We start from the raw sequence: 14,124 nt of genomic DNA on the forward strand, positions 1-14,124 counted from the left end.
CCGTAATTGCCACCCCGTAATGGAGTTCGCTGTCGGTCAAACGGGTTGAAATCGAGGGCAAGCTTTCACACCTGCAGCGAGTTTTGCCCTGGAACCTGAAGCCAGGGCCTGCCACTTCAATCTTCCGCCGGTTTTCTGAACACCAGCAACTTCCCGGTCGCACGCTGCACCACCTTGTCATTCTGATTCAGCGTTTCCATGAACAGCGTCACCACGCCCCGATCCGGTTTCGAGGCCGACGGATCGATGGCCTGCACGGTGCTGAACAGGCGTAACACGTCATCCGGATAGGTCGGTGTCGGCCAGCTCAGTTCGATTCCCAGACCGATAATGCCGTCAGCCAGCGGCACGCTGGCCACGAGCATTTTCATGGTCAGGGCGGCGGTGTTCCAGCCGCTGGCCGCCAAACCGCCGAACAGGCTCAACCCAGCCTCTTCGGCGCTCAGGTGGAAGGGTTGCGGGTCGTATTCGCGAGCAAACGCCAGCATCGCGTCCCGGTGGACGCGAACAGGGTCGCTTTCAAATTCCTGACCCAGGCTCAGGTCATCGAGATACAGTTTTTCCCAGGAATGCGCGGTCATGATTCATTCCTCCACAGTGCACTACCAATAGCCGATGTCGCTGAGATCGATGGCCACGAGCAAGGCGTCCGTGTCCGCCTGGCCGTCAGCCTTGCGTCGATAGGCGCGCCGCTTGCCGGGCATGCGCAAGCCATCGGCTTCAACATAGCCATGAACGTACTGCGCGGCAGGCAGGCCACCGCTGACGTCCACGGAGTAGTCGTGTCGGCGCAACAGAAAGTCATCACCGAAGTAGAAATCCTGTACTGCGCAGTGCGTGGCGACGGTCTCGGGAAAGGTCACCCGCAGGCGTCGCCAGCGTTCTGAACCTTCGTGCCAGGGCTCGACTTCCTCGGTCACGACACCCGGCCAGGTGAATTGAAAAGGCATGGTCAGGTACGACCAGAGTGCGTAACCGTTGAAGTACGCGCGGTGCAGTGGATCCCAGGGGCTGTTTTCCCCATGGCCGACAAAGGATTCCCTCGGCGCTGTTCGCTCGGCAATCACCTTGCCGGCGGTATTCTCTATGGCAATTCGATCCGGCGTGTAGGCGGTGAATTGATCGGTCCCGCCAAAGGGCGTTACCGAAGCTCGCTGTTCATGCAACCAGACGCTCATCTGCCGCGGTGCGCTGTCCTGGGTCAGCCCTTTCATTGCCCAGAGCGAGCCACCGGTCACGAGGGTGGCGCGGACCTGGTTAAAGCTGTTCCAGCGTTCCAGACCACCGTGGGCGATCAGTACGTGATTCAGCAGTTCATGACCCGGTGCATTCACAGTGGCGGCCCTCCCACTTCCGACGGCCGATCCTGGACCCATTGCCAGAACAGTTGATACCCGACCGCCAGCACCACCGGGCCAATGAACAACCCAATGATGCCGCTGGTGACCATGCCGCCGAGCGCGCCGATCAGCACCACCGGCATCGGCACATCGACCCCGCGCCCCAACAACAGCGGCTTGAGCACGTTGTCCACCAGGCCGGCGACGAATACGTAAATGGCAAACACGATCGTTGCGGTGTTGGCGCCTTCGGTGGCGAATACGAAGGCAATCACCGGAAGCGTGATCAGCGTCACCGGTAATTGCATGATGCCGAGCAACAGTACGGCCAGGGCCAGCAAACCGGCGCCGGGAATACCCTTGAAGACAAACCCGAGCCCGACCAACAGCATCTGGATGAACGCGATCCCGACCACGCCCAGCGCGACCGCACGGATGGTCGCGGTGCACAGTGCGGCGATTTTCGGTCCTCTGGCCGGGCCGCCGACCCGCGAGGCAATCTGCACCGCACTGCGGCTGCCGCTCTTGCCGTGGGCCATGAAAATACCGGCAATGATCAAGGCAAAAATAAAGGTCAGGAACCCCATGCCAACGCCGGCCAGTTTGCTTAACAGGGTCAGGCTGACGTGTTTGATCTGCGGGATGTATTTGGCGGTCAGGTCGGGGAGATTGGTTGAGGCCTGGAGCCACAAGTCAGACAGCGGCTGCCCCACCAGCGGCCAACTGGCGACTGATTCGGCGGGCGGCGGAATGTGGAAATCGCCGCCCTTGACCATTTCCATGGCGTGGTCGACCGAGTCGGCTATCGAGGTTCCCAACAGGTAAATCGGCACCATCAGGATGACAATGGCGATCAGAATGATCAGCGTCGCGATGCGCCCTTCTTTTTGCCCCAACGGTCCTTTGAGCCGCTCTTGCAAGGGGTAAAGGGTGATCGCCAGGATCAGCGACCACAGCATCAGGTCGCGGAACGGGCTGAAGATTTCAAAGCAGAACAGCACCAGCACGGCGATCAGCCCCGCCCGGATAAACACATCGAGCAGCGTGCGCGTCAGCGTTTTCTCTGAGATCGACGAGGGCTCCATGGATGCCTCCCTGATCACTTGGGTACGGGATCGGTTAGCCCAGCATAGACGCTCGATGGAAAACGCGAGGGTTCAACGCAGCTTCAATGGATCAACCAGTCCGGCGGCAATGGCCATGCCGACCAGGTCTGGCAGGGTATTGGCCTGCATGCGTTTCATCACGCGGGAGCGGTAGAGGTCGACGGTTTTTGCGCTCACGCCCAGTTGCTCGGCAATTTCGCGGGTGGTGTAACCCTGCACCAGCGGCAGCAGGACGTCGCGCTCCCGCGGGGTTAGCGTGAGCAAGCGCGCCTGCAACGCGTCATGTCCTTGATTGCCCGAACGGTGGACCGCGCAATTACTGAGGGCCTGTTGCACGCTGTCCAGCAGCAGTTGTTCGTTATAAGGCTTTTCGATGAAGTCGTGAGCGCCGGCCTTGAACGCACGCACCACGATGGGTACATCGGCGTGACCGCTGACGAAGATGATCGGCAGGTTCAGTTCGCGCAAACGCATTTCTTCCTGCACGTTCAAGCCGCCCATGCCGGGCATGCGCACATCCAGCAGCACACAGGCCGCCAGGCTGGCATCGCAGGCATTGAGGAATTCGACGCCACTGGTAAACGGCAACGCCTTGAGGCCGACCGATTCCAATAACCAGACCGTTGAATCGAGCATGCCTTGATCGTCATCGACCACATACACCACGTGCTCCGTCACACCCGCCATTGCATTATTCCTGTTGTTGTTTTGTTGGACCGGCAAGCGGCATGCGGCAGCACATCAGCAGCCCGACCGGTTGGCGGCGGGCCTGCAATTCGCCGCCGAAACCTTCGATGATGCTGCGGCTCATGGACAACCCGAGCCCCAGGCCATCAGCCTTGCTGGTATAGAACGGGGTAAAGATCTGCTCCAGTTCGGGCTCGCTCACACCGGGCCCCTGGTCTTGTACGTTGATGTCAACGGTGGCGGCGCTGCCCTGGCCCGCCGTCATCACGATCAGCGACGGCTGGCCCGGATGTTGTTCGCGGTTGGCATCAATGGCATTGCGCAACAGATTGAGCAGGACTTGTTCCAGCAACACTCGGTCGGCATAAACGGGCGGCAGATTATCCGGCAGTCGATCCTCGATTGTCACTTGGCAATTGCTCGCCTCCCAAGCACACAAACGCACGGCTTCGCGGGCGACATCGGTGACATTCAGTGCCTGCATGCGGCGCTGGCCTTTGCGCAGAAACGCGCGCAAACGGCGGATCACTTCCGAGGCGTGCGTGGCGTGATGGGTGATGCGTTCCAGGCCTTGCGCCACCCGGGCGGCGGCTTGCGGATTGGAATCCACGGTCTGCAAATAGCGCTGACTGGCATTGGCATAATTGACCACCGCGGCCAGCGGCTGATTGATTTCATGGGCGATGCCCGAGGCCAATTCACCGAGGGTGACCAGGCGCGCGGTGTGCGCCAGTTCATCCTGATGGCGGCGCTGTTGCACTTCACGCAGTTCACGTTCGGTCATGTCCCGCGCCACCAGGGAATAGTAGCGCTCACCGCCGGCCGAACGATGCGCCAACAGCACCAGCGACACCGGCACCGACGCACCGCCGCCCGGTGGTTGCAAGCGCGCATCGGTGCTCCAGACGCCGTCGCGTTCGGCACCGCTCCAGCCGTCACGTTGCAGACGCGTCAGGTCGGCGCTGGCAAACAGTTGCGCCAGGACCGGCATCGGCTGTTGCTCGTCGATGCCAAGGATGCGGCGTGCCGCCGGGTTGAGGTAAGTGACTTGCCCCTCAGGATCGATAAACAGCACCGGGTCGATGTTGGCCTCGACGACTTCGGCCAGGCGCCGCTTGTTCTCTTCGGCCTGCACGCGGGCGGTAATGTCCCGGGAGACGCTGACCACCTCGACCACCGTGCCGGTATAGGTTTCACGAATCGCCCGACTGGCGGTTTCGAACCATAGGTAATGCCCGTCCCGATGGCGAATGCGATAGGTCATCGTGTGGTAGCCGTCCTGCTCCAGCGCATCGCGGGCGCGCTGCACCAGATTGGCCAGGTCCTGGCCATGGAACAGGCCCTGGGCCATTTGCCCGCGCAATTCTTCCGGCCAGTAGCCGAGCAACGTCCACGAGGCGGGTGAGGCATCGAGAAAACAGCCGTCCGGCGTGTGCCGGGAAATCAGGTCGGTGGTGTTCTCGATGATCAACCGGTACAGCCGCCGCGCCTGGGTCGCTTCGCGCTCGGCCAGCACTTGCGCGGTGGCATCGCGGCAACGGGCGAGCACACGGTTGTCCTGGGGGTCGGGAATGAATGTCCAGATCAGGATCTGCGTTTCGAATTGGGCTTCGACCCCTTCAATCGCGCGTTGCTGGTCCAGACAGGCACGCACCAGCACCCGATGATTGACCGGCAGAAATCCCAGTACGTCGGTCAGTGGCTTTTCCGCCAGCAGCGCCAGCAACGCCGCGTTGAATTCCTGCGGCCGACCCTGCGCGTCGAGCAACAGACTCGGCTGCGGATCGTGGCCCAACAGCGGCGAGCCGCGCAGCATGCCGTTGACGCTACTGAGCAGCGTCGTCAGCAAATCCTGCACCCAGCCCAGCCAATCAAAACTCACACCCTCGCAGACTTCTACCAGCAACAACCCGGCCTGCCCCGGCTGCAACGCCAGGTCAAATACCTGGCCATGGCTGATGGCGGCGCGGCGCAGTCGACCGGCCAACCAGCAATCGAGTTGCCGTACTTGCGCCAGATCGAGGCGCCCGGCTTCCAGCAAGCGCTCGAACAGCAACTGATCGCTGGCCAGCGACGGGTCGCCCTGGCCCGGTGGGAAATGCTGGGCGGCGCCTTCATGGCTGTAGATCCGCGCATGGGGTTGCCAGCTCAGGTAAACCGCGCGACGCACCTCGGGACAATCCTGCAGGGCCCGGCACAACGCATCGGCCCGGGCGGCCAGCGACACGCCCTCGCGCTGCAGGCGCAACCAGCTGTGCAATCGAACGGGAGTCAGGGTCATCACAGGTCCGCTTCGTTGGGGAAACCAAGGATATACCGGCCTTGGCGGTATGACTGCAGTCATTTAGGCTCGCAAGCATTAAATATAGTACATATCCTATACGCTATAGGTTGTACTTCCATATTGGAGTTTGATTGTTATATAAAGCATGCCGGACATAAAAGGTGACCTCAGCGACTACGCTGAAAGACCACCGATAGAGCTAACAATCAGCCACCGAGTACCCGCACATGTCGATCTATGAACAAGGGCTAGGCCCTTCGGCTGTCAATCACATCGCCTTGTCTCCGCTCAGCTTCCTCGAGCGCACTGCCAACGTTTACCCCGACTACCCCGCCGTCATCCACGGCTCGATTCGCCGTACCTGGGCGCAGACCTACACCCGTTGCCGACGCCTGGCATCGGCGCTGGCCGGGCGCGGCATCGGCAAGAACGACACCGTGGCGGTGATGCTGCCCAATATCCCGGAAATGCTTGAAGTGCATTTCGGCGTGCCGATGATCGGCGCCGTGCTCAACCCGCTCAACGTGCGCCTGGATGCCGAAGCCATTGCCTTCATGCTGCAACATGGCGAGGCCAAGGTGCTGATCACCGACCGCGAGTTCCATAACGTGATTCACGCCGCCATCGGCATGCTCGATCACCCGCCGCTGGTGATCGACGTCAACGACCCGGAGTACGGCGAAGGCCAGGCCGTCAGCGATCTGGACTATGAAGCGTTGCTGGCCGAAGGCGACCCGGCGTTCGCCTGGCAATGGCCGGCCAACGAGTGGCAAGCCATCTCGCTGAACTACACCTCCGGCACCACCGGCAACCCCAAAGGCGTGGTCTATCACCACCGCGGCGCTTATCTGAATGCCTTGGGCAACCAGATGACCTGGGCCATGGGCAACCATCCGGTGTACCTCTGGACCCTGCCGATGTTCCATTGCAACGGCTGGTGCTACCCGTGGACCATCACTGCGCTGGCCGGGGTGCATGTGTTCCTGCGCCGGGTCGATCCACAGAAAATCCTTACGCTGATCCGCGAACACCAGGTCACCCACCTGTGCGGCGCGCCGATCGTGCTCAATGCGCTGGTCAACATGCCGGAATCGGCGAAGGCAGCCATCGATCACCCGGTCAACGCCATGGTCGCCGGTGCTGCACCGCCGGCCAAAGTCATTGGTGCCGTGGAAGAAATGGGCATCAAGGTCACCCACGTCTACGGTCTGACCGAAACCTATGGCCCGGTGACCCTGTGTGCCTGGCATGCCGAATGGGACGAACTGCCGCTGGATGAACGGGCGCAGATCAAATCCCGTCAGGGCGTGCGCTACCCGACGCTCGAAGGTGTGATGGTCGGCGATTCGAAGACCTTGGAGCCGACCCCGCGCGATGGCCAGACCATCGGCGAAGTGTTCATGCGCGGCAACACCGTGATGAAGGGCTACCTGAAAAACCCGACGGCCACCGCCGAAGCGTTCGAGGGCGGCTGGTTCCATACCGGCGACCTGGCGGTGTGTCATCCCGACGGTTATGTCGAGATCAAGGACCGCCTCAAAGACATCATCATTTCCGGTGGCGAGAACATTTCCACCATCGAACTCGAAGGCGTGCTCTACCGCCATCCGGGCGTGATGGAAGCCGCGGTGGTCGCCCGCCCCGATGAAAAATGGGGCGAAACGCCCTGCGCCTTCATCACCTTGAAGGCGGATCACCAGGACGTTCGCGAAGCCGACATCATCAGTTTCTGCCGCGAACACCTGGCCGGTTTCAAAGTCCCGCGCACGGTGATTTTCACCCTGCTGCCGAAGACTTCCACCGGCAAGATCCAGAAGTACGTGCTGCGCGACAGGGCCAAGGCCCTCTAACCCTCACCCACGTTTCACCTATCAGGCGGCAGGTGTCTTACCTGCCGCTTCGGGCTCGTGCAGGCCGAATTCGGCCTTCGATAACAACAACAATGTGGAGCGCACCATGATCGACATCCATGCAACCGATACCCAACGCTGTGAACGTATTCGGAGCAACCCGAAATTCCTTCAATTGGTCAGCAGCCGTTCGCGCCTGGCCTGGTCGTTGAGTGCTGCCGTGCTGGGCACTTATTACCTGTTCATGCTCGTGGTGGCGTTTGCCCCGCAGTGGCTGCACGCACCGCTCGGCGAGCATCGGATGTTGACCCTGGGCATGCCGGTTGGCGCGGCGATCATCATTTTTTCCTGGCTGCTGACTGGTTGGTATGTCTACAGCGCCAACACGCGCTTCGATGCACTGGGTGCGGCCATTCTTGAGGAGAGCAAGTGATGACCCTGCCACGTAAACTCATCCTCGCCGCTGCCTGCCTGTTGCCGGCCTCCGCTGTGTTCGCTGCACCCGCGTTGGGTGCCATAGAAAAACAACCGCTGAACCTGCATGCGATCGGCATGTTTTTCCTGTTCGTCCTCGGCACGCTGGCGATCACCTGGTGGGCCGCGCGCCAGACCAAATCCACCTCGGACTTCTACACCGCTGGCGGTGGCATCACCGGGTTTCAAAACGGCCTGGCGATTGCCGGTGACTACATGTCTGCCGCGACGCTGCTGGGGCTGTCGAGCCTGGTGTTCGCCAAGGGTTACGACGGTTTCATCTACACCATCGGCTTCTTTGTCGGCTGGCCGATCATCACCTTTTTGATGGCCGAGCGGCTGCGCAATCTGGGGCGTTACACCTTTGCCGACATCGTCTCCTATCGACTGGACCAGAACAAAGTGCGGATCTTCGCTGCGTTCGGTTCGTTGACGGTGGTGTGCTGCTACCTGATCGTGCAGATGGTCGGTGCCGGCCAGTTGATCAAATTGCTCTTCGGCCTTGACTACCCGGTAGCGGTGGTGATCGTCGGTGCGTTGATGCTGGTGTATGTGATTTTCGGCGGGATGATCGCCACCACCTGGGTGCAGATCATCAAGGCTGTGCTGCTGCTCGCTGGCGGTACGACCCTCGCGGTCATGGCCATGTCGCAATTCGGTTTCAGCTACGAAACCCTCGCCACCAAAGCGGTCGAGGCGCATGCCAGCGGCTGGAACATCATGGGCCCCGGCTCAATGCTCGCCGACCCGATCAACACGGCGTCGATGTCCCTCGGCCTGGTGTTCGGCATCGCCGGTTTGCCGCACATTCTGATGCGTTTCTTCACCGTGCCCAATGCCAAGGAAGCGCGTAAATCGGTGTTCTACGCCACCGGTTTCATCGGTTTCTTCTTCCTGGTGGTGTGCACCCTGGGCTTCGCGGCGATGGTGATCATCGGCACCGATCCGCAGTACTACGTCAATGGCGAAGTCGGCGGTGCCTTGATCGGCGGCGGCAATATGGTCGCGATGCACCTGGCCAAAGCAGTGGGTGGCAATCTGTTCTTCGGGTTCCTCTCGGCCGTGGCGTTCGCCACCATCCTTGCGGTGGTCTCCGGGCTGGCCCTGGCCGGTGCATCGGCGATTTCCCACGACCTCTACGCCACCGTGTTCAAGAAAGGCAAGGCCACCCAGAAACAGGAAATGCGCGTCACCCGCATGGCCACCGTGGGCTTGGGCATCATCGCGATTCTGCTGGGCATTCTGTTCGAGAAGATGAACGTCGCGTTCCTGGTGGGCCTGACCTTCGGCATCGCCGCCTCGACCAACTTCCCGGTGCTGATCATGGCCATGTACTGGAAAGGCCTGACCACCAAAGGCGCGATCATCGGCGGTTTCGCCGGCCTGATCTGTGCGCTGGTGCTGGTGATCCTGTCCCCGGCCGTGTGGGTGACCGTGCTCGGTCATGCTCACGCGATCTTCCCGTACGACCACCCCGCGCTGTTTTCCATGCCGCTGGCGTTCCTGGTGATCGTCGTCGTGTCCCGACTCGACCGCAGCGTGCGGGCCGACAAGGAACGTGACGCCTACGCCGACCAGTTTGTACGCGCCCAGACCGGCCTTGGTGCTGCCGCCGCTTCCAGTCATTGATTGAAAGGCACGGCGCCCGTTTGCGGCGCCGTGCACAACCGTCCTGTCGAGGTTCACGTTATGCCCGAATTCAAAGCCCCCCTGCGCGACCTGCGCTTCGTCCTGCATGAAGTGTTCGACGCCCCGGCCCTGTGGGCGCGCCTGCCTGCCCTGGCTGACAACATCGATGCCGGCATCGCCGACGCGATCCTGGAGGAAGCGGGGAAAGTCACCGCGCACCTGATCGCCCCCTTGAACCGCAGCGGCGACGAAGAAGGCGCGCAGTGGCATGAAGGCCAAGTCACGACGCCGATCGGCTTCAAACAGGCGTATGCCACGTACATTGAAGGTGGCTGGGTCGGTTTGTCCGGTAACGTCGAATACGGCGGCATGGGCATGCCGAAGATGCTGGCCGTGCAGTTCGAAGAAATGCTCTACGGCGCCAATTCCAGTTTCGCGCTGTATTCGGCATTGAGCTCCGGCGCCTGCCTGGCACTGGATGCTCACGCCAGCGACACGTTGAAAGACCTGTACCTGCCGCCGATGTATGAAGGTCGCTGGGCCGGGTCCATGTGCCTGACCGAAGCCCATGCCGGCACCGACCTGGGGCTCATTCGCACCCGCGCCGAACCTCAGGCAGACGGCAGTTTCAGCATCACTGGCAGCAAGATCTTCATCACCGGTGGCGATCAGGACCTGACCGAAAACATCATCCATCTGGTGCTGGCCAAACTGCCGGACGCACCGGCCGGGCCGAAAGGCATCTCGCTGTTTGTGGTGCCCAAGGTGCTGGTCAATGCCGATGGTTCACTCGGTGATGCCAACGCCGTGAGTTGCGGTTCGATCGAACACAAGATGGGCATCAAGGCCTCGGCCACCTGCGTGATGAATTTCGACGGCGCCAACGGCTGGCTGGTGGGCGAAGCCAACAAAGGCCTGGCGGCGATGTTCACCATGATGAATTACGAACGCCTGTCCATCGGCATTCAAGGCATTGGCTGCGCCGAAGCGTCCTATCAAAGCGCCGTGGCCTACGCCCGTGAACGCATTCAGAGCCGCGCCCCGACCGGCGCCGTGGCCGCGGACAAAGTCGCCGATCCGATCATCGTTCACCCTGATGTGCGGCGCATGCTGCTCAGCATGAAAGCCATGACCGAAGGTGGCCGTGCGTTCGCCAGTTACGTCGGGCAGCAGCTCGATCTGGCGAAGTTCTCCGACGATGCGCAAGAGCGCGACAGCGCGCAGACCTTGGTCGCGTTGCTGACGCCGATTGCCAAGGCCTTCTTCACCGACACCGGTCTGGAGAGTTGCATCAACGGCCAGCAAGTGTTCGGCGGCCATGGCTACATCCGCGAATGGGGCCAGGAGCAATTGGTCCGCGACGTGCGCATCGCGCAGATCTACGAAGGCACCAACGGCATCCAGGCGCTGGACCTGCTCGGGCGCAAAGTGCTGGCCGACAACGGCGCCGCGTTGCGTCAGTTCACCGGCGAGATCCGCCATTTCGCGCATCAGCCTGACGCGCCCTACTCCGCGCAACTGTTCGATGCCGTGCAACGCCTGGAAGACCTCAGCGACTGGTTGCAGGACCGGGCGGCGACCAACCGCAACGAAATCGGCGCCGCTTCCGTGGAGTATTTGCACCTGTTCGGTTACGTCGCCTACGCCTGGTTGTGGGCGCGCATGGCGCAGGTTGCCCAGAAAAAACGGGGCGACGACGAAGCGTTCTACGGGGCGAAAATTGCCACCGCAGACTTCTACATCCATCGCTTGCTGCCGCGCATTTTGAGCCTCGAACAGTCGATTCGCGCCGGCAGTGCCTCGTTGTTCGGTCTGAGTGCCGAGCAGTTCTAACGATTGAACCGCACGCGGCGCCACGCTCCTCTCTTTTCGGCGCTCGCGTTTTTTCTTGATAAGCCCTCGCCCGATTGGCGAGGGCTGCGCAAGCCGTCATTCCATAATAAAAACAAAGGGGCTTCACCATGGATCGCAACACCCGCATTCGCGCTACCCGACTGTTACTGGCCAGTGGCGTCATCAGCCTCTCGGCCCCCGCCTCTGCTGACTTTATCAAGGACAGCAAGGCCAGCCTCGAGCTGCGCAACTTCTACTTCAACCGTGATTATCGTCAGGCCAACGCGGCGCAATCGAAACAGGAGGAATGGGCGCAGGGCTTCCTGATGCGCTACGAATCCGGCTTTACCGAGGGGTTGATCGGGGTCGGCTTCGATGCAATCGGCCTGGTGGGCGTGAAACTCGACTCCAGCCCCGATCGCGCCGGTTCCGGCTTGCTCCAGCGCCATCGCGACACGCGCAAAGGCGCGCAGGACGAGTACGGTGAACTGGGCGTGACCGCCAAAATGCGCGCCTCCAAAAGCACGCTGAAACTCGGCACATTGTTGCCCAAGCTGCCGACGGTACTGGCCAACGATTCACGGCTATTGCCGCAGACTTTCAAGGGCGGCCAGCTGACTTCACTGGAAGTCGAAGGCCTGAGCGTGGATGCCGGACGCCTGACCCAGGTCAACCAGCGCGACTCCTCGGACTACGAGGACATGGGCATTACCCGCACCGGCGCCAAAGGCATCACCAGCCGCCATCTGGATAGCGACAGCTTCGATTTCGCCAGCCTCAACTACAAATGGACCAGTAACCTCGCCACTGGTTACAGCTACGGCCACCTCGACAATTTCTACAGCCAGCACCTGGTCAACCTGACCTACGTGTTGCCGGTCACTGTCGGCCAGTCGTTGAAGACCGACCTGCGTTTCGCCCGCTCTACCGATGATGGCGGCAGCAATGTCGACAACAACGCGATTGGCGCGATGTTCACTTACAGCCTCGGCGGGCATGCGTTCGGCCTGGGTTATCAGGGCATGAGCGGCGACACCGGGTACGCCTACGTCAATGGCACCGATGCGTTCCTGGTGAACTTCGTACAGATCGGCGACTTCGCCAGCAAGGACGAAAAATCCTGGCAAGCCCGTTACGACTACAACTTTGCCGCCATGGGCGTGCCGGGCCTGACGTTCATGACCCGCTACATCACCGGTGACAATATCGACCTGGGCGGCAACCGCCCCGAAGGCAAGGAATGGGAACGCGACACCGACATCGGGTATGTCGTGCAGAGCGGTCCGCTGAAGAACGTCGGGGTGAAATGGCGTAATGCGACGGTGCGCTCGACCAACTTCGGCAGCGATCTCGATGAAAACCGTTTGATTGTCAGCTACACGTTGCCGATCTGGTAAGACGGCATAACGACCACCACCGCTTCGCCAGCAAGCTGGCTCCTACAGGGTTTGTGTCGCCCACAAAATTACGGCACACCCCAATCCTGTAGGAGCTGGCTTGCCAGCGATGGCGGCCTCAACCTCAATCGAAATACCGGACAAGACCTCCCTCCCCGACACCGTCCCGCAACCGTAGCGATAGTAGGTTAAGATGCCTGCAAACCAGGCTCGCCACGAGACGCCCCGCATGCCAGATAACAGTCGGAACACACCCCGCCTGATCAAGAAGTACCCCAATCGCCGACTGTATGACACCCACACCAGCAGTCACCTGACCCTGGCGGACATACGCCAGTTGGTGGTCGACAAGATTGCGTTTCAGGTGGTCGATGCCAAGTCTGGCGAGGATTTGACTCGCAGTATCCTGCTGCAGGTGATTCTGGAGGCGGAAAGCGGCGGTGAGCCGATTTTCACCAGCGACATGCTGATGGGGATTATCCAGTTCTACGGTCCTTATCAGGGTGTACTGGGCAGCTACCTCGATAAAAGCATTCAGACCGTGATCGACATCCAGTCTCAGACAGGCGCGCAATCGTCCGAGGCCTGGAGCACTTTCATGCACCAGCAAGCGCCGGTCATGCAGGACCTGATGCGTCAGTATGTCGACCAGTCCAAGGCGCTCTACCTGAACACACAAAACATGTTCGGCCTGTTCACCGGCAAACCTGAAGCAGAAAACGGTACGAAAAAAAATGGCGACGGGGAGTAAACCCGTCGCCATCGGTGCTGCCGGCCTGATTTGACTTACTTGTTACCGCTGGTGGCCTTGGTGCTGGCTTCCGGCGCCGCTTTCTGGGTCGCGGCGGTCGCAGCGTCGAAATTGCTCTGAGCCACATCGGCTGCCTGCTTCACGGCTTTCTGTGCACTTTCAAACACGGTACCGGCATTCGCCAGGCCCGACTTGAATGCAGCCACTACAGGCTCGGAGCCGGCCGGTGCATTCTTGCTGATCGATTCAACAAACTCATTCACCTGCTGGGTGCCCGCCTCGACCTGACTCGACGTCAGCTTCGCGATGTCCGACTGCGTGCCCACGATCAGCGCCTGAACCTGGCGATTGAATTCGGCCAGGCGTTCGCTTTGCGCGCTTGGCTGGGTGAACGACGCTTGCAAGTCAGCAAAACCCTGTGGGTCGCGCACGGCGAGCAATTTGCGGACGCCTTCGAAATGCTCTTCGGTGGAGTCACGCAGTGCCTTGAACTGCAACTGGCTCAGTTGCTCAACGCTGGCGAACACTTTGCCGCTGATTTGCTGCAACAGGTCGAGGTTGGCTTTCTGAGCGGTTTGCAGATTTTCCGGGTTGAAAAAAGACATGCTTGAATCTCCTGGTACGGGAAGGCCCGAATGGGCCTGAGGACGCGATAGCGATCCTGCCAGTCATCGCGCTGGTTTTGATATTGCAGCGCACAAAACCATTTGGCAATGGCTATTTTGTGCAGCGCACAATAAAGTTCGCTTCCTTGGCTGTAATTCCCTATACAC

At 60.8% G+C, this 14,124-nt stretch carries 12 protein-coding genes; 6 read left to right on the plus strand and 6 right to left on the minus strand.

What is annotated here, in order from left to right; all coding sequences use genetic code 11:
- Window positions 1-116: 116 nt before the first annotated feature.
- The 5 genes from ACI77H_RS21930 to ACI77H_RS21950 form a co-directional block, all read right to left on the minus strand.
- The gene (locus tag ACI77H_RS21930; protein WP_407013803.1) at window positions 117-581 is read right to left on the minus strand and encodes a MaoC family dehydratase; all 465 of its coding nucleotides are present in this window, start codon (window positions 579-581) and stop codon (window positions 117-119) included.
- Window positions 582-602: 21 nt separating this feature from the next.
- Entirely contained in the window at window positions 603-1,334 is a 732-nt protein-coding gene (locus ACI77H_RS21935) for a hypothetical protein (RefSeq protein WP_407013804.1), read from the minus strand.
- The gene (locus ACI77H_RS21940) at window positions 1,331-2,425 is read right to left on the minus strand and encodes an AI-2E family transporter (RefSeq protein WP_407013805.1); all 1,095 of its coding nucleotides are present in this window, start codon (window positions 2,423-2,425) and stop codon (window positions 1,331-1,333) included. Before ACI77H_RS21940 ends, ACI77H_RS21935 begins: the two co-directional genes overlap by 4 nt.
- 72 nt (window positions 2,426-2,497) lie before the next feature.
- Window positions 2,498-3,133, minus strand: a complete 636-nt coding sequence (locus ACI77H_RS21945) for a response regulator transcription factor (protein ID WP_407013806.1) — start codon at window positions 3,131-3,133, stop codon at window positions 2,498-2,500.
- 4 nt (window positions 3,134-3,137) lie between these two features.
- Window positions 3,138-5,414, minus strand: coding sequence for a PAS domain S-box protein (locus tag ACI77H_RS21950; RefSeq protein ID WP_407013807.1), 2,277 nt, complete (start codon window positions 5,412-5,414; stop codon window positions 3,138-3,140).
- A 230-nt stretch (window positions 5,415-5,644) separates the two neighbouring features.
- On the opposite strand from ACI77H_RS21950, the gene ACI77H_RS21955 reads away from it, so the two are divergent.
- From ACI77H_RS21955 to phaR, 6 genes are all read left to right on the plus strand, one after another.
- Window positions 5,645-7,267: an acyl-CoA synthetase gene (locus ACI77H_RS21955; RefSeq protein ID WP_407013808.1), complete on the plus strand. Its 1,623-nt coding sequence runs from the start codon at window positions 5,645-5,647 to the stop codon at window positions 7,265-7,267.
- 106 nt (window positions 7,268-7,373) lie between these two features.
- Complete coding sequence (locus ACI77H_RS21960; RefSeq protein ID WP_253428087.1) at window positions 7,374-7,700, plus strand: DUF485 domain-containing protein; 327 nt, start codon at window positions 7,374-7,376, stop codon at window positions 7,698-7,700.
- Window positions 7,700-9,370: a cation acetate symporter gene (locus ACI77H_RS21965; protein ID WP_407013809.1), complete on the plus strand. Its 1,671-nt coding sequence runs from the start codon at window positions 7,700-7,702 to the stop codon at window positions 9,368-9,370. Before ACI77H_RS21960 ends, ACI77H_RS21965 begins: the two co-directional genes overlap by 1 nt.
- Window positions 9,371-9,430: 60 nt before the next feature.
- Entirely contained in the window at window positions 9,431-11,203 is a 1,773-nt protein-coding gene (locus tag ACI77H_RS21970; protein ID WP_407013810.1) for an acyl-CoA dehydrogenase C-terminal domain-containing protein, read from the plus strand.
- 128 nt (window positions 11,204-11,331) lie between these two features.
- Window positions 11,332-12,600 (plus strand): OprD family porin, encoded by a 1,269-nt coding sequence (locus ACI77H_RS21975; protein ID WP_407013811.1) that lies wholly within the window; start codon window positions 11,332-11,334, stop codon window positions 12,598-12,600.
- A gap of 229 nt (window positions 12,601-12,829) precedes the next feature.
- Complete coding sequence (phaR, locus tag ACI77H_RS21980; RefSeq protein WP_150629539.1) at window positions 12,830-13,351, plus strand: polyhydroxyalkanoate synthesis repressor PhaR; 522 nt, start codon at window positions 12,830-12,832, stop codon at window positions 13,349-13,351.
- 35 nt (window positions 13,352-13,386) lie between these two features.
- Here phaR and phaP read toward each other — a convergent pair whose 3' ends face one another.
- On the minus strand, window positions 13,387-13,956 hold the full coding sequence (gene phaP, locus ACI77H_RS21985; RefSeq protein WP_407013812.1) for a TIGR01841 family phasin: 570 nt from the start codon (window positions 13,954-13,956) through the stop codon (window positions 13,387-13,389).
- Between the last annotated feature and the right edge of the window lie 168 nt (window positions 13,957-14,124).

Source organism: Pseudomonas sp. O230 (assembly GCF_045447035.1).
Classification (GTDB): Bacteria; Pseudomonadota; Gammaproteobacteria; order Pseudomonadales; family Pseudomonadaceae; genus Aquipseudomonas.

Coding starts and splice junctions, on each gene's coding strand:
- ACI77H_RS21945 (WP_407013806.1), bottom strand. CDS start 3,133: ATGGCGGGTGTGACGGAGCACGTGGTGTATGTGGTCGATGACGATCAA.
- ACI77H_RS21960 (WP_253428087.1), top strand. CDS start 7,374: ATGATCGACATCCATGCAACCGATACCCAACGCTGTGAACGTATTCGG.
- ACI77H_RS21955 (WP_407013808.1), top strand. CDS start 5,645: ATGTCGATCTATGAACAAGGGCTAGGCCCTTCGGCTGTCAATCACATC.
- ACI77H_RS21930 (WP_407013803.1), bottom strand. CDS start 581: ATGACCGCGCATTCCTGGGAAAAACTGTATCTCGATGACCTGAGCCTG.
- ACI77H_RS21970 (WP_407013810.1), top strand. CDS start 9,431: ATGCCCGAATTCAAAGCCCCCCTGCGCGACCTGCGCTTCGTCCTGCAT.
- phaP (WP_407013812.1), bottom strand. CDS start 13,956: ATGTCTTTTTTCAACCCGGAAAATCTGCAAACCGCTCAGAAAGCCAAC.
- ACI77H_RS21975 (WP_407013811.1), top strand. CDS start 11,332: ATGGATCGCAACACCCGCATTCGCGCTACCCGACTGTTACTGGCCAGT.
- ACI77H_RS21950 (WP_407013807.1), bottom strand. CDS start 5,414: ATGACCCTGACTCCCGTTCGATTGCACAGCTGGTTGCGCCTGCAGCGC.
- ACI77H_RS21965 (WP_407013809.1), top strand. CDS start 7,700: ATGACCCTGCCACGTAAACTCATCCTCGCCGCTGCCTGCCTGTTGCCG.
- ACI77H_RS21940 (WP_407013805.1), bottom strand. CDS start 2,425: ATGGAGCCCTCGTCGATCTCAGAGAAAACGCTGACGCGCACGCTGCTC.
- phaR (WP_150629539.1), top strand. CDS start 12,830: ATGCCAGATAACAGTCGGAACACACCCCGCCTGATCAAGAAGTACCCC.